Source organism: Streptodolium elevatio, assembly GCF_040649515.1.
GTDB classification, from domain to species: domain Bacteria; phylum Actinomycetota; class Actinomycetes; order Streptomycetales; family Streptomycetaceae; genus Yinghuangia; species Yinghuangia elevatio.
Genome location: NZ_JBEZFP010000062.1, coordinates 26,605 through 49,060, shown reverse-complemented (window position 1 = coordinate 49,060; position 22,456 = coordinate 26,605). Strand labels below are relative to the sequence as shown.

Genomic DNA, 22,456 nt, shown 5'->3' with positions numbered 1-22,456 from the left:
GTTTGTCGCGCGGGGCTTACGGGCGGCCGTTTGCGAACGGCCATTCGTAAACGGCCGTTCGCAAACGCCTGCCCTCCCCCCAGTTCGCGAACGCGCATTCGCAAACGGGGTTCATGAATGCCTGTTCGCAAACCGGGTTCACAAACCGTCGTTCGCGAACGCATTCGTCAATGGCCGTTCGCGAACCGCGTTCATGAACAGCCACTCGCGAACCGGATTCATGAACAACCGTTCGCGAACGGCGTTCATGAACCGCCGTTCACAAACCGGTGTTCGTGAACCGCCGACAGCTCACCCCGCCCGGCACGGCGCCCCGCCGCACACGTCCACAACCTGCCCCGTCGTCAGGAACGCCGCCTTCTGTACACGCGCCGCCGCCGAGTTGCGCGGGTCGGAGTGCGGGTCCTCGCCGTAGTCCGGCTCGAACGGCGGAGTATTGGTGGTCGGCGGCGCCGGCGTACCGCTGTCCCACACGACCAGCGCCGACGACCCCGAGAACGGGTAGCGCGTGATGGGCGCGATACCCCAGTACGGCGTCACGTCCGGACTGCGCCCCGGCGCGAGCGCCGGCGTCGCGATCCGCGCGCCCATCGTGCGCGCCTGCGCCTCCGCCGACACGTTCGCCACCTGGTGGTCGCCGAACGCGATCTGCATGAGCACCTGGTGCCGCGGCGTGTGTGGCAGCGGACGGTCCGTCAGGTTCGCGGCGTACCCGTTCGTCTCCGCACGGTCCCACAGCAGTTGCATCAGCAGCAGACCGAGCTGCTGGTCGATCTTGTCCGGGTACGCCTGGTCGATCAGCGGCTGGAACTGCACGAAGTCGCTGCTCCGGTTCAGCAGCAGGCCGCCGTAATTCATACCGGTCACGCCCAGCACACCCCGCCTGACGTCCTGCGACACGGCGACCGTGATGCCGCCCATGATCCCGCCCTGGCTGTTCCCGTCGTAGACCACGCCCTTTCGGGTGTCGATGACCGGACGCCCTTCGGCCGTGCGGAACGCCGGGTCCGCCGCGAAGCCGCGGGGGTTGCCCAGCAGCCGCCCGAGGAACAACGTGTCGAGCACCCCCTGCTGCAACCGGTCCGCCACCGCGTCGAAGTGGCCGATGTTGGTGAGCGACGCGATGACGACCGGGATGTCGTCCTCGCTCATCCCGATCCACTTGGTCGCGCAGAACGTGAAGTTGTGCTCGTTGGCCATCGACCGCACGTTCGAGCCGCGCACCTCCCGCTCGCTGCCCAGCAGACCGTGCCCGTACAGCGAGGCCTGCGACGGCGCCGCAAAGGCACTGCGCGGGATCTCGCACTGGAACGGCGCCTGCTGCACGTTGCCCGGCAGCTGCCGCGGCTTGCCGTCACGGCCGTAGTTGAACGACGAACCCGGCGGCCCTCCCGGCGCGTTCAGATAGCTCGGCACCGCCACGAAGCCCTTGATCTCGCGGGCGATGCGGTCGTCCTGCTCGGGCGTGAAGTCCTGCACCGACGTGATCGTGTACGCGGGCGCCTGCCGCCCCAGGTCCTCGAACGCGTCGTCGCGGATCTCCAGCAGGCTGCCGGTGGTGTTCTCGGTACTCGCCACCGTGAAGTCCCAGGCCAGGTACAGGCTCCGCGGGTCCACGCGGCCGTGGTCGGCGAGTTCGCGCAGCACGGGCCGCAACTGCTTCTGCCGCGCCCACAGCGGGTCGTGGCGCGGGAGCGTGCGGCCGACGAGGCTCGCGAAGACCGAGTTGGGGGCGATCGACGCCCCCGACCCGTCCCGCAGGTTGCGCAGGCCTACCGAGTACGTGTGCCCCGGGATGAAGTTCCGCGCCGGGTGCACCAGCAGGGCCTGCCGGTCCGGGCTCGTGGCGTGCGAGTCCAACTCCGCCCAGTAGGGCCAACGTTGGCCGGTCTCGTTGTCCACGATGACGATCGGCGCGTCCCGCGAGAGCGAGCGCGCGATGTCGGTGACCGGGGCGGCGCCGGACCTCGGCAGGCTTATCCCCGGCACCCGCACCACGAGGGTCGACCCCGGCGAGAACCCGTCGCCGCGGTTGTACGCCCCGGGGTCCGCGGTCTGGCCGGCCGCGTTCACCGGCATCATCGACGGGGTGAGCGCGAGGCGCCTCCCGGTCTCACTGCGCCGGTCCCTGACGGTGTACCAGTCATTCGGGTACGGCAGCATGCACGCGGCCGGGTCGATCGGATCGCATTCGGGCGCGCCCGCGCGCTCCTCGGCGGTCAGCGCCTCCGTGCGGCCGTCGCCGCCTTCGTCGTGGGCAAGTGCGGGACCGGCCGGCACGGACAGCAGCAACGCGCCCGCAAGCGCGACGACGGCACGGGTTCGGGGCCTCAACGGACCACCTCCTGGGACTTCCGCGTACAGGGCATGGACGGCGCCGCGCGCTGAACGCACCTCCCCGACGGCCCTCGGCGCCACGACAGAGGCCCCGGATCGCGGCGGACGATCCGGGGCCGAGTCACGGCGCGACCGGACGCCGGATCCCCCCACCCCCGCCGCGGCACGCTGTGCGGGCTGTCGCAGCAGTGCGCGGCAATGGTTCACTGACATCTTGCTGGTCTCACGACGCGTTGCCACCTGGGAAGTTACGCAGACTTAACGGGGGTGCCCTGTGACCCGTCACAAGCCCGCCACGCCGCGCGGCCGGTCCGTCACCCCCGAAACCGCCCCGCACCACTCCCCCGAAGTACCCGCGGACCCCGCGGACCGCGCCGCACCACCCGGTCCAGCGCCACCCGGTCCGACGCCGCCCGGCCCGACGCCGCCCAACCCGACGCCGGCCGCCCCGACGGCGGCCGGTCCCAACGCGACGGCCCGCCCCCCGCTGCCGCTTACCCTCGGCGGCCGTGCGGTGGGGCCGTGGCTGGAGGGGCGTGCGGCGCGCCTGACCGGGCACGTGGTGCGGCGCATCGTCGACGAACTCCCCGTCTACCGGCTGCTGCCGCGCGAGGAAGTGCACGGCGAAATCGCCGAGATCATCGACCACAACCTGCGCATCCTGGCGCACGTACTGGCCGAGCGGCGGCCCGCCACCGAGGGCGAACTCGGCGCGCAGCGGCTGTCCGCCGCACGCCGCGCCGAGGAGGGCATCCCACTGGACGCGGTGCTCGGGGCGTACCACGTGGGGATGCTCGCAGCGTGGGAGCAGATCTCCGCCGACGCCCGTCCGGAGGAACTGGCGGACGTCAAGGAGGCGTTGGCCCTCCTGCTGCGCATGCTGCGGCAGGTGACGGTCGCGGTGAGTGCGGCGTACCTGGAGGAGCGCCGCACGCTGGAGAACCAGGAGCACCACGGGCGGCGCTCGCTGATGGCGGCGCTCATCGCCGGCGAGCCGGTGGACGACCTGGCCGAACGCGTCGGCCTGCGCCCGGCCCCGAACTACGTCGTGCTCACGCTCGTGATCGGACCGCACCCCGACGAGCGCGACACGACCGGCAGCCCGAAGATCTCGGCGCGGCGCAAACTCCGGCGCGCACAGGCCGAGTTGGAGCGCTTCGCCGACGAACCCGTGCTCGCCGTGATCGACGCGGCCGGCGGCACGGTCCTCCTCCCGGTCTCGGACCGGCCGCCGGCGTGGTCGGACCTGTGCGCGCTGATCGACCGTACGGCCAAGGCCGCAGGCGCGGAGATCACCGCGGCCGGGGCGGTCACCGCACCGGCGGGGGTGCCCGACGCCGTACGCCAGACCGCCGAGGTCGTCGACCTGGTCCGCCGCACCGGCCGCGGCACCGGGCTTTTCCGCCTCGCCGACGTGCTGCTCGACTACCAGCTCAGCCGCCCGGGCGAGGCGCGCGAACGCCTCGCCGCCCTCCTGGAGCCCCTGGCGGCACGGCCCGAACTGCTGGAGACTCTGGAGGTCTTCCTGCGCCTCGGCCTCAGCCGCCGCCGAGCGGCCGCCCGTCTGCACGTGCACCCCAACACGATCGACTACCGCCTGCGCCGCATCGCCCAGCTCACCGGACTGAACGCGGCCCGCACCACGGACCTGCCGGTGATCAGCGCCGCCCTGGTCGCGCGCCACGCCGGCGGAGGCGCCACTTTGCCGATCAATGGTTGAACATGCAACGACACACTGGTTGAATGAGCAACGACCTAGGCGCAGCGGGCGATTCCCCGGCAATGCCCCACGCCACCGTTCCGCGATTTCCTGGGAGTTCCCATGACCACCGCACCTCTGCGTCCCGAGCTCGCGTCCGGCACCTGGGTCATCGACCCGGTGCACTCGGCCGTGACGTTCTCGGTACGCCACCTCGCCCTCGCCGGGGCGCGCGGCGCCTTCGGTGAGTTCTCGGGCCACATCACCGTCGGCGACGACCCGCTGACCTCCGAGGTACGCGCCGAGATCTCCATAGCGTCCCTCAACACCCTCAACGAGGCCCGCGACGGCCACCTGCTCAGCCCGGACTTCTTCGACGCGGCGAACCACCCCACCGCGGTCTTCACCTCCACCGGCGTCGTCCAGGACACCGACGCCGACTACGTCGTCAAGGGCGAGCTGACCCTCAAGGGCGTGACCAAGCAGGTCGAGCTCAAGCTCACGTACAACGGCACCGTCACCGACCCGCAGAGCGGGGCCGAGAAGGCGGGCTTCAGCGCGGTCACCGAAATCCTGCGCAGCGACTTCGGCGTCGGCACGGTCATCACCCTGCCCAACGGCTCCCTCGCGCTGGCCGACAAGGCCCGCATCGAGCTGGAGATCGAGGCCGCGCTCACCACCTGAGCGATCCCCCGACCGGCACGACGACCAGCGCGACGCCGCCGGGCCTGCCCCGGCGGCGTCGTCGCGTTCCGGGCGGCTCGTCCGGCGGCCCCTATGTACGTACGCCGAGAACGCGGTCAGCCGGGACCGCCCGTCGCGACGCCGTCCACCAGGAACGCGCACTCGCCGCTCTCGCGCATCCGCAGGGCGACCTCCACCCGATGCGACACCCGTACGTGCAGCGCGGCCAGCGCTTCCTGGGCGGGCAGCGCCGCGGCACCGATCAGCTCCGGGTCGACCGCGCGCAGGTCGCGGACCTGATCGTCGGTCAGCACCGGTGCGTCGAACAGGAAGTGCATCAGGACGCGGCCGTAGACCCGTGGCGGGGTGACGTCGCACACGAGCAGGCGCCCGAGGTCCAGGTCGAGGCCGATCTCCTCCAGCACCTCGCGCCGGGCCGCGGTGTACGGGTCCTCGCCCTCCTCGGCCATCCCGCCGGGCAGTTCCCACCCGTCCTTGTACGAGGGGTTCACCACCACAACCCGCCCGCGCCCGTCCAGGATCACCGCCCCGGCAGCAACCGCCGCCCCCGCCTGTCCCCCCACGAAATCCTTGACGCCTTCGGCGACCTCGCCGCCCTCGACCTGAGACACCATCAAGTTGCCGCCCTTCGCCGGGGTGCGTACTGTCCCCCGATCATCCCCCTGTTTGCGTGTACGCCGCGCAACACGCCGACACCCCGTGCGGTGCCCTCACGGGTTGCACGGGGTGTGGGTCCTGGGCTCCTGGGCTCCTGGCGTCCGGGAGCCAGGAGCCAGGGAGCGCGGCTACTCGGCGGAGATGGCGTTGAGGATGTTCATCTTTGCCGCGCGGGCGGCGGGGCGGGTCCCGGCGATCAGGCCTCCCGCGGTTCCGGCCGCGAAGAGGACGGCCAGTTGCAGGGGCGGGAGGACGTACGGGAGTTCCTGGTCCCCGGACAGGACCGAGACCGCCGCCCAGGACAGGAACGCACCCAGGACCAGCCCGGTGAGCGCACCGAGAGCGGCGACGTACGCGGACTCCCAGCGGAGCGAGGCCCGCACCTGGCCGCGTTCGGCGCCGACCGCGCGCAGCAGGCCCAGTTCGCGGCGGCGTTCGTGGGCCGCGAGGGACAGCGTGTTGGCGATGCCGCCGAGGGCGATCAGCAGGGCCAGCGCGAGCAGGACGTACACGACGGTGACGAACTGGTCGACCATGGCCATGGACGAGTCGACGTAGCCGTCCCGGTCCTCGACCGGCGGATTGCCGTACTGCACCGCCACCTTCTCGGCGGCCTCCCGCACCTCCGCGGCCGAGGCGCCGGGCGACAGCGCCACCACGGTCAGTGCGTCGACGTCGGTCACCGCATGCGGGGACCACGCCTGACGGTCGATCAGGTAGTCGCCGACGATCGTGGTGCGGTCGTAGATGCCGGACACCGTCAGCGTCGCGCGGGCGCCGTCGGGGTAGGTGATCTCGACCGGCGAGCCCGTCTTCCATCCGGCGTCCTCGGCCTTGGGCTGCGACACCGCGATCCCGCCGGTGCCCAGGCCGGTGGCCGTGCCGGAGTCGAGGCCGAGGTCGAGCGCGGCGTCGAGCCGGGAGGTGTCGGCCGCCACGATCGTCTTGCTCGAACCGTCCAGCAGCGCGTTGCCCTGCTGCATGCCGACGGCGGTCTCGACGCCGGGCAGTTCGCCGGCCTGGCGGGTGAGTTCGGGGCTGTGTCCGCCGCCGGCCCATCCCGCGGGCGACGACCCGCCGATCACGACGTCCCCGACGATGGTGTCGCGGGTCTCGGCCGCCGCGCCGTCCTTGAGCGACGCCGCGAAGACCGCGAAGACGGTGACGACCGCGATGCCGACGAACATCGCCGTGGCCGCGCCGGCCGTACGCCTCGGGCTGCGCAGCACGTTGCCGCGCGCCAGCATCGGCCCCGCGCCGAGCCGCCGGAACGGTGCGGTGATGACGCCGCCGACCGCGCGTACCACGACCGGGGCCACCAGGAGTACACCCGCGAGGGACGCGAGTGCGGCGGCGGCCAGCAGCCACACGTCGTCGGCGAGGATCGTCAGCGTGATGCCCGCCGCCGTGAGGACGGCACCGGCCGCGGTACGCATCGGCGGGATCCCCGCGGACTCGGCCGCGGAAGTGCGGAGCGCCGCGATCGGCGGTACCCGGGACCCGCGTACGGCCGGTACGAGCGCCGACAGGATCGTCACGACGATGCCGACCGGCAGCACGATCATCGCCGTCTCCGCACGGAAGACCAGACCGTCCACCGGGAACGCGAACCCGAACGCCGCGAACATCGCCTTCAGCCCGGCCGCGAGCCCGAGGCCGGCCAGCAGGCCCACGACCGACGCGACCACGCCGATCAGTGCCGCCTCGCCGATGGCCTGCGACCGGATCTGCCGCCGGGACGCGCCCAGCGCGCGCAGCAGCGCCGCCTCGCGCATGCGCTGCGCGGTCACCACGGAGAAGGTGTGGTTGATGGAGAACGCCGCGACCACGAGGGCGATGGCGGCGAAGGCCGACAGGAACGTCCGGAAGATGTTCAGGAATCCGTCGGATACGGCGTCGACCTGTTCCTGTGTCGCGTCCGAGCCGGGCAGGGCCTGCACGCCGGGCGGCAGGACCCGCTGGATGGCGGCGGCCGCGGCCTCCTGGTCGGCGCCTTCGTCGAGGCGTACGGACACCGAGCTGATCTGCCCCGGATCGCGCGCGACGTGGGCCAGCGCGCCTTCCAGGGTGAACCCGGTGTACGAGGAGCCGCCGAACGCGTCGGCGTCGCCGAACCTCGCCACCCCGACAACGGTCACCGGGACCGGAGACGGCGTCAGAACGGTGATGCGGTCCCCCGGTTCGAGGTCGCCCTGTTCGGTGGAGGCACGGTCGACCACGACCTCGTCCGGCGTCTGCGGGGCGCGGCCCTCGGCGAGCGTGTAGGGGTTGAGGGCGGGGTCGCCGACCCAGTTCCCGGCGATGCGCGGACCGTTGCCGGTCAGCATGTCGCCGTCCTTGCCGACGAGTTGCCCGTAGCCGACGACCACGGGCTCGGCGGCCGCGACGCCGGGGACGCCGCGTACCAGGTCGGCCGTGTCGCCGGGGATGGCCGCCCGGGTCGTGCCGGGCTCGTCGGTGACGTCGGTCGCGTTGCGGACCACGACGTCCGTACCCGCGCCGTTGTCGCGGATCAGGCCGGTGATCGAGGACTTGACGGTGTCGGACAGGATCAGCGCGCCGGACAGGAACGCCGTGCCGAGCACGACGGCGAGGACGAGGCCGGCGACGCGGCGCTTGTACGCGACGAGGTTGCGTACCGCCAGGCGGCCGATTCCCACGCTGCCGAGCCGGGTTCCGGGCGGGGAACTCGTGGACTTGTGACGGGTGTTCGCAGAGCTGCTGTTCGCAGGGCCGCTGTTCGAGGGGCTGTTCGTGTTCACAGGGACACACCGGCCTTCGGCAGGTCGAATGCCTTCATGCGGTCCAGGACCGCCTGCGGGGTGGGGGACTCCATGCGGTCGGCGATCCGGCCGTCCGCGAGGAACACGACGGTGTCGGCGTAGCCCGCGGCCACCGGGTCGTGCGTGACCATCAGGACCGTCTGGCCGAGCGAGTCGACGGCCTCGCGCAGCAACCCCAGCACCTCGGCCCCGCTGCGCGAGTCGAGGTTGCCGGTCGGCTCGTCCGCGAGGATCAGCTCGGGCCGGGTGGCCAGCGCGCGGGCCACGGCGACGCGCTGCTGCTGGCCGCCGGACAGCTCGCCGGGCCGGTGGCCCAGGCGGTCGCCGAGGCCGACCGCACCGACGACGCGCTCCACCCACTCGGGGTCGAGGGTGGTGCCGGCCAGGGCGGCCGGGAGCGTGACGTTCTCCCCGGCCGTCAGCGTGGGCAGCAGGTTGAACGCCTGGAAGACGAATCCGATGCGGTCGCGCCGCAGCCGGGTGAGCTGCTTGTCGGAGAGCGTGCCGAGGTCGGTGTCGCCCAGCAGGACCTGGCCGCCGGTCAGCGTGTCCAGGCCGGCGAGGCAGTGCAGCAGCGTCGACTTGCCGGAGCCGGACGGGCCCATCACGGCGGTGTACCGGCCGCTCGGGAATCCGACGGTGACGTCGTCGAGGGCGCGTACCTCGGTGTCGCCGGTGCCGTATGCGCGGACCGCGTGCACCGTGCAGGCCGCGTACCGACCGGGCTCCGCGGCGGACGCGGGGAATACGGGGGACGAACTGGACATGGTGGGCTCCGGGTTCGGCTGAAGGAGGCTGGGAGGTCCCCAGCGGGGAGGTCCGCGGTCGGGAGGTCCGCAGCTGGGAGATCCGCAGTTGGGAGATCCGCAGTTGGGAGATCCGCAGTTGGGAGATCCGCAGTTGGGAGATCGGTGGAGAGGTGTCGCGGAGGAGGCGCCGGGAAGGGTGCTGCGGAACTGCCTCAAGCCTCGTCGCCGGGCACCGCCGTGACGTCCCTCGCCAGGAGTGACCCGCACGCATCCCCCGGGAGTCGCCGGGGGGCGGCGCCGGTACCTGCGCCTACTCCCCCGGGAGCAGTGCCGCGTGCCGCGCTGCGCCGCCGGGAGACGCCGCGACGTCGCCGGTCAGGGGACGTTTCGGACGGTCCGGGCGGCCTACCCTGAAGCGGTGATCCCCTCCACCCCACCCAGCGGTCCCCCCGGGGCGCACCCGCGAACCGGCCGGTCCGCCACCGGCCGGGCGACCGGACCGACGTCCGGCGCGACGTCCGACGCGGCGTCCGACACGGCCTCCGGTGCCGTGCCCGGTACCGCGTCCGGCGCGGCTCCCGGCGACGACAGCCCCCCGCCGCTGTTCGGCCCGCCGCTGCCCCCGCCCTTCGGCCGTATCCCCCGCGACCTCCTCGTCACCCTCGCCCTGGGCGCCTTCCAGATCGGCGGCACCTTCGCCGCCGCGCACAACCAGCGCGACGAACCCGGCCTGCGCGACCTCGACCCGCTGGCAATCGTGCTGGTCGTGATCGGCCCGCTGCTGCTCCTGGTACGCCGCCGCTACCCCGTCCAGGTGCTCGTCGCGTCGCTGCTGCCGCCGCTGGTCTACACGCTCCGCGAGTACCCGCCCGGACCGGTGTTCCTGTCCCTCATCGTGGCGCTGTTCACCGCGATGATCGCGGGCCACCGCGCCGTGTCGTACTCGGTACTCCTCGCGGGGTACCTCGCGATGGGCTGGCTGGGTCCGCTGATCCGCGACAACGAGCTTCCCAACCTCGCATGGGCGGGCGGGGTGGCGGCGTGGCTGCTGGCCCTGGCGGCGTTCAGCGAGGTGGTGCGGGTGCGCCGGGCGTACGTGGCCGCCGAACGCCGCCGCGAGGCCGAGGAGGAAGCGGCCCGCGAGGAGGCGGAGCGCGCTCGCGCGGGCGAGGAACGCCTGCGCATCGCCCGGGAGTTGCACGACGTGCTCGCGCACCACATCTCGCTGATGAACGTGCAGGCCTCCGTGGGGCTGGAGTTGATGGACGCCAATCCCGAGCAGGCCCGGACCGCACTCACCGCCGTCAAGCAGGCCAGCCGCGAGGCACTGGGCGAACTGCGCGGCGTCCTCGCGATCCTCAAGGGCGAGGGCGAGGCGGCCCCGCGTACCCCGACCGCCGGGATCGCGGACCTCGACGACCTGGTGGCCCGTGCGTCGACGGCGCATCTGGCGGTGCGTCTGGAGCGGGACGACGCGGTGCGGGCGCTGCCGGGGCCGGTGGGGCTTGCGGCGTACCGCATCGTGCAGGAGTCGGTCACCAACGCGGTGCGGCACTCGGACGCGTCGCTGGTCACCGTACGCCTGGCTCTGGAGCGGACGCCCGACGGCGAGGCGCTGCGGGTGACCGTCGAGGACGACGGGCGCGGGGACGCCAAGTCCGCGTCGACGTCGGCGCAGGCGGCGACGCCCGCCGCGGGCGGGGGCCACGGCCTGCGCAACATGCGCGAGCGCGCGACCGCCCTCGGCGGCACCCTGACCAGTGGCGCACGGCCCGGCGGTGGATACCGGGTGGTGGCCCTCCTGCCCCTGGCCGGACAAGATGGTGGCGACTCCGCCGCCGACCCGGACTCCGGGACCGGCGGCAGCCGCCGCACCGAAGGGGACGACGCGTGATCAGGTTGGTGCTCGCCGACGACCAGGCGCTGGTCCGTGCCGGGTTCCGGGCCCTGCTCGACGCCCAGCCGGACATGACCGTGGTCGCCGAGGCCGCCGACGGTGCCACGGCACTGGCCGCGGTACGCGAACACCGTCCCGATGTCGTGCTCATGGACATCCGCATGCCCGGTGGCGACGGCCTGGAGGCGACCCGGCACATCACCGCCGACCCGGCGCTGGCGGACACCCGGATCGTCATCCTGACGACCTTCGACCTCGACGAGTACGTCTTCGAGGCACTGCGCAACGGGGCGAGCGGGTTCCTGGTCAAGGACACCGAGCCGGCCGAACTGCTGCGCGGCGTACGGTCGGTGGCGGAGGGCGACGCCCTGCTCTCGCCCGGCGTGACCCGCCGCCTCATCGAGGAGTACACCGCGCAGGCCAGCGCCCCGGCCGAGGTCCCGGACCTCGAACTCCTCACGACGCGCGAGCGCGAGGTTGTGGGGTTGGTGGGCCAGGGCCTGTCCAACGAGGAGATCGCGGAGCACCTGGTGGTGAGCCCGCTGACCGCGAAGACGCACGTCAGCCGGGCGATGGTCAAGCTCGCGGTGCGGGACCGCGCGCAGTTGGTCGTGTTCGCGTACGAAACCGGTCTGGTGCGCCCGGGTCGCCGCTGAGTCCCACGCCGGCGGGCTCGGCGCGGCCCCGCCGCCCGGCCTGTCGCCCGGCCTGTCGCCGGGCCTGCCGCCTTGTCCCGTCGGCTCGGATCAGGAGCCCTGCGCCGCCAGTTGCCGCCAGACGGCCTCCCGGGTGACGCCGAAGCCGGCGAGCACGTCGGCGACCGTACCGGGCAGCGACACCATCGACAGGAGCAAGTGCTCGGTCCCCACGACGCGTTCGCGCCGGTCGACGGCGTCCCGCAGGGCACGTTCCAGGACCTGCTTGGCCCCGGGTGACATGCGGTGGCGTGCGCGCACTGCGGTACGGGCCGCCTGTCCGGCGGGCCGCCGCCCCGTCAGGCTGCCTTCCCCGTGGGCCGCTTCCACCCGCGCGACGACCTCGTGAATGTCGATGCCGAGGGTCGCCAGGGCGTCGGCGTCCGCGTCCGTGAAGCCGCCGCGACGGCGGCGACCGGCCATTCGGCGCGCGATCTCCTCCTGTTCGGCGGCTCCCACGCCCAGTTCGCGCAGTACGCGTGCCGCACGCCCCTCCTGATGCGCCAACAGGGCGAGCGCCATCTCCTCCTCCCCGATACGGTCGCCGCCGGTCTCCGCGACCCACTCGGGCGAACTCCCCACGACGCTGCGCAGGGACGGGCTGAACCGCTCGAACATCACTGCCTCCCATGCTTCTTGTGCACGGCCTGACGGGAGACGCCGAGTTCCTGGGCGATCTCCTGCCACGACCATCCCTGGTTGCGGGCGCTGCGGACCTGTACGGACTCCAGTTGCTCGAGCAGCCGCCGCAACGCGGCGACCGCCCGCAACCCGACCCGTGGATCACGATCCCCGGCCTTCGTGGCCAGGTCGGTTGCGTTGCTCATACCTGTCAATCTAAGTTGACATCGGCGCCTTGTCAACCACAGTTGACGCCGCGCCATGGCGGCCGCTCCCCGGGCCCCGGGCAACCTGCGTCGGTGTCGGCATCGGCGAACAGGGCTTCCGGCGCGCGGCGTTGGCGAGCCGCCGAAGCCATCGATGCGTCCCGGTTTTGGCAACGAAAGTTCCCGATCGAGCATCGGCGCTGCCATGGTCCTCGCGGAGGTGAGGGTGATGGAGACACACCGCGACATGACGGTCGACCGCGCCGACGAGGTCCGGCCGCCGGACGGAACAGCAGTTGACGGAAGAGGCGTTGAGGCACCGGGCGGGCGGATGCCGCTGGGCGTCTATTTGCTGGCTTTCAGCCTGTTCGCGATGGGCAGCGCCGAGTTCCTGCTGGCCGGCGTCCTGCCCGCGGTCGCCGACGACCTGGACGTCTCGCTGTCGTCCGCGGGCACGCTGATCTCGGCCTTCGCGGCCGGCGTCGTCATCGGCGGGCCGCCGCTGGCCGTCATGACGCTGAACTGGCCGCGGCGTACGACCCTGGTCGTCACACAACTGCTCTTCGCCGCTTCCGTCGCGGCCGGACTGGTCACCGACAGCTACGCCGTCCTGCTGGTCAGCCGCTTCGTCAGCGGGCTGGCGTACGCGGGGTTCTGGGCGGTCGCGGCGGTCACCGCGATCAGCCTCGTCACGCCGGACCGCACGGCCCGCGCGTCCGGAGTCGTGGTCAGCGGCTTGGGCATTGCGATGATCGCGGGCGGCCCGGCGGGCGCTCTGCTCAGCTACTTCACCGGATGGCGGGGCGGGTTCTGGGGAGTGGTCGCGCTCACCGTCGCGGGGGCGCTCGCCGTCCTGTTCACGCTGCCGGAGACCCGTGCGGACGGGGAGCCGAGCGTACGGCGCGAACTGCGCACGCTGCGGCGGCCGCAACTGTGGGCGGTATACGGCGTCACGATCCTCAGCACAGCCGCGTACATGATTTCCTTCAACTACCTGGCGGCGTTCCTGACCGACGTGACCGGCATTCCCGAGGTGTGGGTCCCGGCCGTCCTGGCGCTGTTCGGTGCCGGCGCGTTCATCGGCCTCGCGGTCGGCGGCCGAATCTCCGACGGACGACCCTTCCACGCGCTCTTGATCGGAGCGGCCGGGATTCTCGTCGGTTCGGTGCTGCTTGCGCTGCTTGCGGAACACGTGTGGGCCGTCGTACCGCTCGTGCTGTTCCTGGGAGTTGCCGGGTTCGTGCTGAACCCCGCGATCTACGGACGGGTGTTCGCCATCGCCGCGGACGCACCGACGCTCGCGGGGGCGACCACGGTCTCCGCGTTCCAGTTGGGCATCAGCATCGTCCCCGCGCTGGCCGGGGTGGCGCTGGACGCGGGTGCCGGGGTCACGTCGGTCGCGTGGATCGGCGCGGGACTGGCCGCCGCGACTGTGCCGGTCGTACTCCTGGACCGCGCCCTCACCCGTCGGTGACGCCGCGGAGCGCGGGGGGCGCGTTTGCCGGACATCCCCGCGCTCCCACTGGTACGGGCAATTCGCGGACTTCCGGGGAAGAACACCGGAATGGACGCACAGGTGATCGCCGGCGCGCTCGGAGTCGTTGCGGGACTGGTCGGGGCGTACCTCCACCGGCGGGGCCAAGTGCGGTCATGGGCACCGCACTTGGCCATGGGGGCGGCCATGGGGGCGATGGTCCTGCCGCAGCACGACCCACTCGGTCCGGCGGGCTGGATGCTCGTCCTCGGCGGCGCGGCGGCCTGGGCGCTCGGCCGCCCGGGCCCCGGCCTGCCGCGTCGGCGCGTGGCGGTCGCGCTGGATCTGTACGTGATGGGCGTACTCACACTCCTGATGCCGGCCCTGCACGGCGGCGCGGCGCACGGCTCGACCGGCGGCGGCGCGCACGCCGGAACATCCGACTGGTGGCTGGGACCGTACGTCGGCGTCCTCGCCCTCTGGGCCGTCGCCCGCTTCGCCCTCGCCGCCACCGACCGCCGCCGTCCCGCCTTCGCTTGCGCTGCCGAACCCGAGACCGGAGCCGTAATCGGACCCGGCCCCGGACCCGCCCGCGGCGCCGGCGGGGACGTGGGCGTGAGCCCGAGTGTGAGCGCCGGTCCCGGACTCCAGGCGAACCCCTCGGTCACATCCGCCTGTTCAGCCGCGATGATGACCGCAATGGCGCTGATGGCCTTCGTACCCTGACGCCTCGCTCGGGGGACAAGGGCTTCGTGGTCATGTCGTGGCGTCGCGCGCCGTGCTGCGGGACGCGTTCAACAGGGTGGCGGCCAGGATGGCGGCCAGGGCCAGGAGGGCTGCGGCTCCCAGGAGGGCGAGGGAGAAGCCGTCCGTGGCGGCGCGGTTCGGGTCGGCCGAGTCGGCCAGGGCGGCGTCCGTACGGTGCGTGGCGAGGGCGACCAGGGTCGCCAACCCGACGGCTCCGCCGATCTGTTGCATCGAGGTGAAGACGGCGGATCCGAGCCCCGCGTCGTGTTCGCCAGTGCCGGTGAGTGCGGCCGTCGCCAGGGCGGGCAGGGCGAGTCCGCAGCCCAGGCTCGTGACGAGAAGCCCCGGAAGGACGCCGGAGGCGTACCCGTCGCCCGGTTCGATGCCGGCCAGCAGCACGTTGCCGGCCGCGGTGATCAGCAGTGCCGCCACCAGCGCCCACCTCATCCCGAGCGCCGCGACCGCGCGCGAGGACAGCCACACACCGGTCAGGATCCCGGCGCCGTAGGGCAGATAGGCCATCCCGGCGGTGAACGGCTCGTAGTGCAGCACCGATTGCAGGTGCAGCATCAGCAGGAAGGCCATCGCGTACAGGGACGCGGAGACCAGCAGCGTCGCCCCGTTGGCGACGAGGCGCGCGCGGACAGCCAGAAAGGCAGCCGGCACGAGCGGTTCGGCGGTACGCGCCTCCACCGCCGCGAACACCGCGGCCAGGACCGCGGCGAGCACCAGCGGCACGACGGACGCCGCGTCGCCCCAACCCGATTCCGCGGTCTGAAGCAGGCCGTAGACGAGCGCCACGACCGCGCCGGTGCCGAGGACGGCGCCGGGCACGTCGAGCCCCCGCGCGGAGTCGGGCGCCCGGCTCTCCGCGACCAGGCGCGGCATCAGCACCAGTGCGGCAGCAGCTACCGGCAGGTTGATCAGGAAAATCCACCGCCACGACGCGAGGTCCGTCAGCGCCCCCGAGACCACCAGGCCCATGGTGCCGCCCAGCCCGGCGATGCCACCCCAAATGCCCAGCGCCCGGCCGCGCTCCTCGGGACCGGGGAACAGGCAGCTGATCAGCGACAGCGCCGCCGGACTCGCGACCGCGGCACCCGCGCCCTGCACGAAGCGCCCGGCCACGAGCTGCCACGGCTCCTGCGCCAGCGCGCAGAGCAGGCTCGCCGCGCCGAACAGGGCCACGCCCCACTGGAACACGCGGCGGCGCCCGAGCAGGTCCGCCATCCGGCCGCCGAGCAGCAGCAGTCCGCCGAAGGCGAGGAAGTACGCGTTGACGACCCATGCCAGGCCCGCCGTACCGAACCCGAGATCGCCGCGAATGCTCGGCAGCGCGACGCTCACCACGGTGTCGTCCAGAACCAGCATGAACTGGACGAAGCACAGGACGGTGAGAGCCACCATGCGGCGGTCGGCGAGGCCTTGCCGAGGGGTGGAGGGGGCAACGGACGGTACGGTCGCGGCGGACGAAGCTGCCGCGCCCGGAGGATCAATGGGCATACGACGACGCTAGGCGGCACCCACCGTGTCCGCGATCCGCTACCGGGCCACGTGATAGCGCGTTGAGGACATAGCCTTGCGGCCATGAAGGTCGTGCGGGAGTTGGAGGCGCTGAACGCGGACACGGTGCCACCGGGCGTGGGCGCCATCGTCGTCGGGAACTTCCCGCTGACGTCCGGGGACTGGATCGCCGCGCACAGCCACACGCACCACCAGTTGGCGTGGACGCGCAGCGGAGTCCTGGGTGTCGCGGTCGACGACGCATACTGGGTGCTGCCGCCCACGCTGGCGCTGTGGGTGCCCGCCGGAGTCGTGCACCGGACGGGCGCGACGCGCGACGCGGTGCTGTCGAGCCTCTACATCGACCCTGCCCGCTGTGTCCTGGACTGGACGGAACCCACCCCCGTCGCGGTGGACGGGCTGCTCGCGCACCTCATCGCGTACCTCAACCGGGACGACCTCGCCGACGACGTCCGGCTGCGGGCCGAGGCGGTGGTGCCGGACCTGCTGCGGCCGCTGCCGTCGACGCCGATCGACGTGCCGCTCCCCGCCGACGACCGCGTACGCGAGGTGGCGGACGCACTGCTCGCCGACCCCGCCGACGCCCGCGGCCTCGAGGCGCACGCGCGTGCCGTCGGAGTGAGCAGGCGTACGCTCACCCGGCTGTTCGTGCAGGACACCGGCATGAGCTTCGACCGCTGGCGCACCCGCGTACGCCTGCGCGCCGCCCTCCCCCTGCTCGCCGAGGGCCTGCCGGTGTCCCGCGTCGCGCACGCCGTCGGGTACGCCACCCCCAGCGCCTTCCTCGCCGCGTTCCGCCGAACCGTCGGCACCTCCCCCGGCCGCTACCTCCACGGCGATCCGCCCGACGAACACCCGTGACCCGACGAGCGGGTGACGGCGGCCCCCGAAGTTCGGAAACAAGAGGACGGGAGAGCACCGTGATCGGCGGGGCCGTGGCCGGGAGCCGGGGCCGGGCCTGGGACCGGCTCCGGCGAGGGCCCGGACCGAACGCGTCGCCGATGCGGACGGAGCCATCGAGCCGTTGGCCTTCCGCACCGCACCCCGGGGCGCCATACTCGCCCCCCGTGCCCACCCCGCCTGACCAGTCGCACCCATCCCGCACCGAAGATCCGGGCGGCCGCGGTACGGCACGAGTTGTTCCCGGGCGCGATGGCGGCGGCGCCGGGGTCGCCTCGGTCTTCTGGCGGATTCTCGACCGGGCCGTGCGGAGGCGACGCCAAGGGCGTGTGACCTGCGAGTTTTGTCATCATACGTTGACCTGACGTTGCGTCAGTTCTACGGTGGGGGCGGCCCCGGCGGATCGTCGGTGCGGCAGGACGGCCTGGAGGTGTGGTGGCGGCACGGCGGATGGACGGCAAGGTCGTGGTGGTGACCGGGGGCGCCAGTGGGTTGGGGCGGGCGTCGGCGCTGCGGCTGTCGGAGGAAGGCGCCGCCGCGGTCGTCGTGGCCGATCTGGACGGGGAACGCGCCGCCGCGGTCGCGGGGGAGGTCACCGCGGCCGGCGGGGCGGCGAGCGCGTTCGCGGTGGATGTGACCGACGCCGAGCGGTGCGAGGAACTCGCGCGCGACGCGGTCGAGCGGTGGGGACGTATCGACGTCCTGGTCGCGGCGGCCGGGGTCAGCAGCGCCGCCGTCGGCGCCGGCGAGCAGGAGCACGACGGCACCGACGCGGGACTGCTGTGGTCGACCGACACCTGGCACAGGGTGGTCGACGTCAACCTCAACGGCCTGATGTACACGGACCGCGCCGTGGCCCGGCAGATGATCGCCGCAGGTCAGGGCGGGTCGATCGTGAACATCGCGTCGATCTGCTCGGTGTGGACCAGCGGCAACAGCACCCCGTACGCCGTGTCCAAGGCCGGCGCGTGGATGCTCACCAAGTCCCTCGCGGTCGAACTCGCCCCGCACGGCATCCGCGTCAACGCCGTCGGCCCCGGCTTCATCGAAACCCCGATGACCGCCGCGACCCGCGCCGACGAGGCCGCCGCCGCGGGCGTCACCGGCCGCACCCTCATGGGCCGCTTCGGGCAGCCCCGCGAGGTCGCCGACACCGTGCTCTTCCTCGCCTGTGACGAGTCGTCGTACTTCACCGGCTCGATCCTCTACCCCGACGGGGGCTTCAACGCCCCCACCCGCTGAGGACGGCCGCGCCCGCACCGTTCACCCAGTGCCCGAACTCTCACTCCTCTTCCGCGAGGGCGAGGAGTTTGGTGACGGTGGCCCAATTGCGGCCGGTGCCGCGGACCTTGAGCTTGCGTTCGACGACGATCGGAAGCTTGGCGTCGCGCATGCCTTCGGGGAAGTTGTAGTAGATCTCCCGTTCGGAAAGGGCCATTTCCTCGGGGGCGTGGGCGCTCGCGTCGAAGCCTTCGAGCTTGGTGCGGTCGACGGGGTCGGCGTAGAACACCACGAGGAACTTCGAAGGGTGGCCCACGTCGAGGGGGTTCGCGTCGACGGCGGCGCGGATCTCGTCCGCGGTGCGGACCATGACGGCGATGTCGGTGCCGTACTTCGCGGCCAGTGTGGTTTCCACGGCCTTGGCGACCTTGGCCGTCGCCGTGGCGGGCGCGGTGAAGACCGCATTGCCGCTCTGCAGCAGCGTCTTGGCGTCCGCATAGCCGATGTCGGCGAGGAGGGCCCGGAGTTCGGCCATCGGGACCTTGTTGTGGCCGCCGACATTGATGCCGCGCAGCAGTGCGATGTACCGGGTGGTCCGGGTGGTCATGTGAGCGCGTCCTTGGGGTCGAGGAGTCGGGCGACAGTGAAGGCCGAGTCGCCGGGGCGGCCGAAGTCCTGGACCATCCACACCTCGGAAAGGACCGCCTTCGCGAACGCCCAGGCGGTGAGCCGCTCGCGGCCGAGGTCGGCGCCGGGGACCGTGCCGTCGAGGTCCGCGGCGAGGCGGTCCAGGCGCGCGTCGAGCGCCCGGCCTGCCGTACAGCCCAGGGATCCGGCGAGGAAGTCTCCCGGGTTCCACAGCAGTTGCGCGGTGTCGAAGCCCGGGTCGCCCACCGCGCCGTGCGGATCGACGGCCAGCCACGCCGGGCCGTCGGCGCGTCGGGCGCGCAGGACGTTGTCGTGGTGCAGGTCGCCGTGCAGGAGCACCCGGGTTCCGGACGTCGCGACCAGGACGTCGAACACCTCCGCCGCGCGGTCCACCAGGCCGTCGCCGAGCGGGCCACCGCTGCCGAACTCGGCGCGATACCAGGCGAAGTGCTGGGCGTGTGCGGCGATGTCGGGGACCTCGAGCCCGGGTGGCACGGGCCGCCACAACGCGCGCATGGTCGCGGCCAGGACGCCGGTCGCCTCGTCGTCGGCCGCCGCCGTACCGGACGCTGTCACGTCGGCCGCGAGCGGCGTACCGGGCTCGGCGCGCTCCATGAGGTAGGCGTTGAGATCCGGGTCGAAGTCGTATACGCGCACCGCACCTTGGCCGTCCCAGGCGCGCAGGACGGCCGCCTCTGCCGCGAGGTGGCCGGTGCCGGGCGGAGCGATCTTCAGGACGGCCGCGCCCTCCGGCCCGTCCACCGGGACGACGAAGTTGTAGGACAGGGGGTAGGGATCACCGACCGTGAGTGCGCGGCGTGCGGCGTACGCCTCGACCAACTCCGGCAGTTCGGCGAGCCAGGCACGTCCCGCGGCGCCGTGCGCGCCGCTGACGAAGCGCCTGAACGCGCGGTCCGGCTTCCAGTCCGCCCGCATCCCGGTCGGCCCCCGTTCGTGGTCCCCGTACGCCCGCTCAGACCGCCGCGGGCAGTTCGGCCGGACGCGGTTGCAGCAGGGCGTCCATCAGCGGTGCGGACGGGTCGATGGTCAGGTCGAGCGACGCGGGCGGACGGCCCGCCCGGATCAGCAGATCGCCCACGGCCGCCGTCATCGCGCCGTTGTCGGTGCACAGCCGCAGCGGCGGTACGCGCAGGGTGATGCCCGCTTCCGCGCAGCGCTCCTCGGCCATGGCCCGCACCCGCGAGTTCGCCGCGACGCCGCCGACCACGACAAGGGTCGCCACGCCGCGGGCCCGGCACGCCGCGACCGCCTTGCGCGTCAGCACGTCGGCGATCGCCTCCTGGAGCGAGGCCGCGGCGTCGGCGACGTTGGGGTCGCGTCCGGCCCGGCGCTCCCCCTCCACCCAGCGGGCCGCGGCGGTCTTGAGGCCGGAGAAGGAGAACCCGAACGGGTCGTCGCGCGGCCCGGTCATCGGACGCGGGAACCGCACGGCCCGCGCGTCGCCGTCGCGTGCGGCGCGGTCGACGTTGGGACCGCCCGGGTAGGGCAGGCCGAGCACGCGCGCGGCCTTGTCGAAGCACTCCCCCGCGGCGTCGTCCACGCTGTCGCCGAGGTGCTCGATGGGGTCGACGGCCAGGTCGCGGACGTAGAGGAGGGAGGTGTGGCCGCCGGAGACGATGAGCACGACCGACGGGTTCGGCAGCGGTTCGCCGTCAAGGGTCGCGGCGGCGACGTGGCCGGCAAGGTGGTGCACGCCGTACAGCGGCACGTCGAGCGCGACCGCGTACGCCTTGGCCGCCGCGACACCGACCTGGAGCGCCGTCGCCAGCCCGGGGCCCGCGGTGACGGCGACCGCGCCGACGTCGGCCAGCGTGAGCCCCGCGTCGTCCAGTGCCGCCCGGACCACCGGGGTGACCGAGTGCAGGTGTGCTCGTGCCGCGATCTCGGGCACGACACCGCCGAAGCGCGCGTGCTCGTCCATGCTCGACGCGACCGCCTGACCGAGGACGACGCCGTCCCGGACCAGGCCCACGCCGGTTTCGTCGCAGGACGTCTCGATCCCGAGGACCACCGGACCCACCGCTGCCACCATGCCTTCCGCCGCCGGCCTGCCGCTGCCTGCCGCTTGCCTGCCCTATGCGTGCTGCCTGCCCGAGGCCGTTCGCTCCGGTTGCCTGCCGGTACTGTCGCCCGGCCGCCGGGACGATGCTAGTCGCCGAACACGCGATCCGGCGTCCGCGCAGGTCAGCGTGGGTGGGATCGGCGATACCACCGTCATCCGGAATCCGGACCGGGCGGAGTCGGGTTGGCCGCACACGTAGCCAGAACCGCCCATCCCACAGGCCCGGCACCGTCGGGCCCGATCCCCCGGAGGGGACCATGCAGCAGCAGACGCAGACCGCGGCCGACGACCGCCAGGTGCACGGCCACGTCGCGGACGGCTTCGAGGAGGTGCGTACCGAGTTCGAGGCGTTCGTGGCCGCCGAGTACAACGAGCCCGGCTCGCAGTTGGCCGCGTACGTCGGCGACCGCCTGGTGGTCGACCTGTGGGCGGGCGAGGGCATGCGCGGCGACTCGCTGCACCCGGTGTTCTCCATCACCAAGGGCGCGGCGTTCACGGTGGTCGCGATGCTCGTGCAGGACGGTGTGCTGGACCTGAACCGCACGGTGGCCTCGTACTGGCCCGAGTTCGCCGCCGAGGGCAAGGGCGAACTGACGGTGCGTGAGCTGCTGGCCCACCGGTCCGGCGTCATCGGCGTCGACGGCGGCTTCAGCACCGACGAACTGGCCGACGACCGCATTGTGGCGGCGCGGCTGGCGGGGCAGAAGCCCTTCTGGGAGCCGGGCAAGGGGTACGGCTACCACGCCTACGTCATCGGCGGGCTCACCGGCGAGGTCGTGCGGCGCGCCACGGGGCAATCCGTCCAGGAGATCTGGGAGGAGCGCGTACGGGCGCCCTACGGCCTCGACTTCTACATCGGGCTGCCGGAGGACCAGGAGGCCCGCGTCCAGGACGTCCGCCCGATGGCGCCGCCGCCGGAGGTGGCCGCCCAACTCGCGGCGAACCCGCCGGCCCGGGACAGCCACCTCGCGGTGGCGTTCAACTTGCACGCCACCCCGCCCACGGATCTCGCGACGTTCGCGAACACGCGCTCGGTGCGCGCGCTCGGCCCGACCTCGGCGGGCGGCGTCGGCAACGCGCGCGGGCTGGCGCGGTTCTACGCGGCCGCGATCGGCGACGTGGACGGCCGGGCGGCGCTGCTGCGACCGGAGACGATCGCCGAGTTCTCGCGTCTGCGCACGCCGGGCACGGATCTGGTCACCGGCGAGGAGGACCACTTCGGACTGGGGTTCGAGACGTCGCACCTGCGCTACCCGTTCCTGGGCGGCACGGCGTTCGGGCACAGCGGGGCGGCGGGGTCGCAGGCGTTCGCGGACCCGGCGAGCGGGGTCGCGTACGGATACACCCGGCGGCGCTTCCACTTCCCGCCGTCGGGCGGCGCGCCGGAGAACGACCAGCTGGCGGCGGCAGTCGTACGTGCGGCGAAGCGCCTCGGCAAGTAGGGGCCGCCCGTGCCTGCTCATCAGCGGACCGCGACCCGCACAACGGCCAACGGCCAACGGCCAACGGC

19 protein-coding genes are annotated in these 22,456 nt (G+C 72.9%); 9 read left to right on the top strand and 10 right to left on the bottom strand.

The window, feature by feature from the left end:
• Positions 1–291: 291 nt before the first annotated feature.
• A complete protein-coding gene (locus AB0C36_RS23205; protein WP_358356889.1) occupies positions 292–2,334 on the bottom strand; it encodes a hypothetical protein in 2,043 nt (680 codons plus the stop codon).
• 277 nt (positions 2,335–2,611) lie between these two features.
• Between AB0C36_RS23205 and AB0C36_RS23200 the strand changes: the two genes are divergently transcribed.
• Complete coding sequence (locus AB0C36_RS23200) at positions 2,612–4,057, top strand: PucR family transcriptional regulator (RefSeq protein WP_358356887.1); 1,446 nt, start codon at positions 2,612–2,614, stop codon at positions 4,055–4,057.
• 102 nt (positions 4,058–4,159) lie between these two features.
• The gene (locus AB0C36_RS23195; protein ID WP_358356886.1) at positions 4,160–4,720 is read left to right on the top strand and encodes a YceI family protein; all 561 of its coding nucleotides are present in this window, start codon (positions 4,160–4,162) and stop codon (positions 4,718–4,720) included.
• Between the two features lie 116 nt (positions 4,721–4,836).
• Here the strand turns inward: AB0C36_RS23195 and AB0C36_RS23190 are convergent, their stop codons facing one another.
• The 3 genes from AB0C36_RS23190 to AB0C36_RS23180 form a co-directional block, all read right to left on the bottom strand.
• Positions 4,837–5,355 (bottom strand): NUDIX domain-containing protein, encoded by a 519-nt coding sequence (locus tag AB0C36_RS23190; protein WP_358356885.1) that lies wholly within the window; start codon positions 5,353–5,355, stop codon positions 4,837–4,839.
• Positions 5,356–5,526: 171 nt separating this feature from the next.
• Positions 5,527–8,058, bottom strand: coding sequence for an FtsX-like permease family protein (locus AB0C36_RS23185; RefSeq protein WP_358356883.1), 2,532 nt, complete (start codon positions 8,056–8,058; stop codon positions 5,527–5,529).
• Between the two features lie 98 nt (positions 8,059–8,156).
• On the bottom strand, positions 8,157–8,948 hold the full coding sequence (locus AB0C36_RS23180) for an ABC transporter ATP-binding protein (RefSeq protein ID WP_358356881.1): 792 nt from the start codon (positions 8,946–8,948) through the stop codon (positions 8,157–8,159).
• 400 nt (positions 8,949–9,348) lie between these two features.
• On the opposite strand from AB0C36_RS23180, the gene AB0C36_RS23175 reads away from it, so the two are divergent.
• Both AB0C36_RS23175 and AB0C36_RS23170 read left to right on the top strand, forming a co-directional pair.
• A complete protein-coding gene (locus AB0C36_RS23175) occupies positions 9,349–10,824 on the top strand; it encodes a sensor histidine kinase (protein WP_358356879.1) in 1,476 nt (491 codons plus the stop codon).
• Positions 10,821–11,483: a response regulator gene (locus AB0C36_RS23170; protein WP_358356877.1), complete on the top strand. Its 663-nt coding sequence runs from the start codon at positions 10,821–10,823 to the stop codon at positions 11,481–11,483. The genes AB0C36_RS23175 and AB0C36_RS23170 overlap by 4 nt, the downstream gene beginning before the upstream one ends.
• Positions 11,484–11,573: 90 nt before the next feature.
• Here the strand turns inward: AB0C36_RS23170 and AB0C36_RS23165 are convergent, their stop codons facing one another.
• Complete coding sequence (locus AB0C36_RS23165; protein ID WP_358356876.1) at positions 11,574–12,140, bottom strand: Clp protease N-terminal domain-containing protein; 567 nt, start codon at positions 12,138–12,140, stop codon at positions 11,574–11,576.
• Entirely contained in the window at positions 12,140–12,349 is a 210-nt protein-coding gene (locus tag AB0C36_RS23160) for an HTH domain-containing protein (protein ID WP_358356874.1), read from the bottom strand. The genes AB0C36_RS23165 and AB0C36_RS23160 overlap by 1 nt, the downstream gene beginning before the upstream one ends.
• A gap of 229 nt (positions 12,350–12,578) precedes the next feature.
• On the opposite strand from AB0C36_RS23160, the gene AB0C36_RS23155 reads away from it, so the two are divergent.
• Entirely contained in the window at positions 12,579–13,823 is a 1,245-nt protein-coding gene (locus AB0C36_RS23155; protein ID WP_358356872.1) for a Cmx/CmrA family chloramphenicol efflux MFS transporter, read from the top strand.
• A 90-nt stretch (positions 13,824–13,913) separates the two neighbouring features.
• The gene (locus AB0C36_RS23150) at positions 13,914–14,549 is read left to right on the top strand and encodes a DUF5134 domain-containing protein (protein WP_358356871.1); all 636 of its coding nucleotides are present in this window, start codon (positions 13,914–13,916) and stop codon (positions 14,547–14,549) included.
• A 30-nt stretch (positions 14,550–14,579) separates the two neighbouring features.
• On the opposite strand, the gene AB0C36_RS23145 is transcribed toward AB0C36_RS23150, so the two are convergent.
• Positions 14,580–15,977 carry an MFS transporter gene (locus tag AB0C36_RS23145; protein ID WP_358356895.1) on the bottom strand — a complete coding sequence of 466 codons (1,398 nt, stop codon included), beginning with the start codon at positions 15,975–15,977 and terminating at the stop codon, positions 14,580–14,582.
• A gap of 180 nt (positions 15,978–16,157) precedes the next feature.
• Between AB0C36_RS23145 and AB0C36_RS23140 the strand changes: the two genes are divergently transcribed.
• Both AB0C36_RS23140 and AB0C36_RS23135 read left to right on the top strand, forming a co-directional pair.
• Positions 16,158–16,955 (top strand): helix-turn-helix transcriptional regulator, encoded by a 798-nt coding sequence (locus AB0C36_RS23140; protein ID WP_358356869.1) that lies wholly within the window; start codon positions 16,158–16,160, stop codon positions 16,953–16,955.
• A 474-nt stretch (positions 16,956–17,429) separates the two neighbouring features.
• Positions 17,430–18,236, top strand: a complete 807-nt coding sequence (locus AB0C36_RS23135; RefSeq protein WP_358356867.1) for an SDR family NAD(P)-dependent oxidoreductase — start codon at positions 17,430–17,432, stop codon at positions 18,234–18,236.
• Positions 18,237–18,276: 40 nt separating this feature from the next.
• On the opposite strand, the gene AB0C36_RS23130 is transcribed toward AB0C36_RS23135, so the two are convergent.
• From AB0C36_RS23130 to tsaD, 3 genes are read right to left on the bottom strand one after another with little or no spacing between them, the layout of a single operon-like run.
• Positions 18,277–18,822 (bottom strand): DUF1697 domain-containing protein, encoded by a 546-nt coding sequence (locus tag AB0C36_RS23130; RefSeq protein ID WP_358356866.1) that lies wholly within the window; start codon positions 18,820–18,822, stop codon positions 18,277–18,279.
• A complete protein-coding gene (locus AB0C36_RS23125; RefSeq protein ID WP_358356864.1) occupies positions 18,819–19,799 on the bottom strand; it encodes an aminoglycoside phosphotransferase family protein in 981 nt (326 codons plus the stop codon). Before AB0C36_RS23125 ends, AB0C36_RS23130 begins: the two co-directional genes overlap by 4 nt.
• A 37-nt stretch (positions 19,800–19,836) precedes the next feature.
• A complete protein-coding gene (gene tsaD, locus AB0C36_RS23120) occupies positions 19,837–20,916 on the bottom strand; it encodes a tRNA (adenosine(37)-N6)-threonylcarbamoyltransferase complex transferase subunit TsaD (RefSeq protein ID WP_435839104.1) in 1,080 nt (359 codons plus the stop codon).
• 287 nt (positions 20,917–21,203) lie between these two features.
• On the opposite strand from tsaD, the gene AB0C36_RS23115 reads away from it, so the two are divergent.
• Positions 21,204–22,388, top strand: coding sequence for a serine hydrolase domain-containing protein (locus AB0C36_RS23115; protein ID WP_358356862.1), 1,185 nt, complete (start codon positions 21,204–21,206; stop codon positions 22,386–22,388).
• Positions 22,389–22,456 lie beyond the last annotated feature (68 nt).

Bases quoted from the DNA above. Each gene is read 5' to 3' on its own strand.
- AB0C36_RS23195 (WP_358356886.1), top strand. From the start codon at position 4,160: ATGACCACCGCACCTCTGCGTCCCGAGCTCGCGTCCGGCACCTGGGTC.
- AB0C36_RS23190 (WP_358356885.1), bottom strand. From the start codon at position 5,355: ATGGTGTCTCAGGTCGAGGGCGGCGAGGTCGCCGAAGGCGTCAAGGAT.
- AB0C36_RS23180 (WP_358356881.1), bottom strand. From the start codon at position 8,948: ATGTCCAGTTCGTCCCCCGTATTCCCCGCGTCCGCCGCGGAGCCCGGT.
- AB0C36_RS23165 (WP_358356876.1), bottom strand. From the start codon at position 12,140: ATGTTCGAGCGGTTCAGCCCGTCCCTGCGCAGCGTCGTGGGGAGTTCG.
- AB0C36_RS23160 (WP_358356874.1), bottom strand. From the start codon at position 12,349: ATGAGCAACGCAACCGACCTGGCCACGAAGGCCGGGGATCGTGATCCA.
- AB0C36_RS23155 (WP_358356872.1), top strand. From the start codon at position 12,579: ATGGAGACACACCGCGACATGACGGTCGACCGCGCCGACGAGGTCCGG.
- AB0C36_RS23150 (WP_358356871.1), top strand. From the start codon at position 13,914: ATGGACGCACAGGTGATCGCCGGCGCGCTCGGAGTCGTTGCGGGACTG.
- AB0C36_RS23145 (WP_358356895.1), bottom strand. From the start codon at position 15,977: ATGGTGGCTCTCACCGTCCTGTGCTTCGTCCAGTTCATGCTGGTTCTG.
- AB0C36_RS23140 (WP_358356869.1), top strand. From the start codon at position 16,158: ATGAAGGTCGTGCGGGAGTTGGAGGCGCTGAACGCGGACACGGTGCCA.
- AB0C36_RS23130 (WP_358356866.1), bottom strand. From the start codon at position 18,822: ATGACCACCCGGACCACCCGGTACATCGCACTGCTGCGCGGCATCAAT.
- AB0C36_RS23125 (WP_358356864.1), bottom strand. From the start codon at position 19,799: ATGCGGGCGGACTGGAAGCCGGACCGCGCGTTCAGGCGCTTCGTCAGC.
- tsaD (WP_435839104.1), bottom strand. From the start codon at position 20,916: ATGGTGGCAGCGGTGGGTCCGGTGGTCCTCGGGATCGAGACGTCCTGC.
- AB0C36_RS23115 (WP_358356862.1), top strand. From the start codon at position 21,204: ATGCAGCAGCAGACGCAGACCGCGGCCGACGACCGCCAGGTGCACGGC.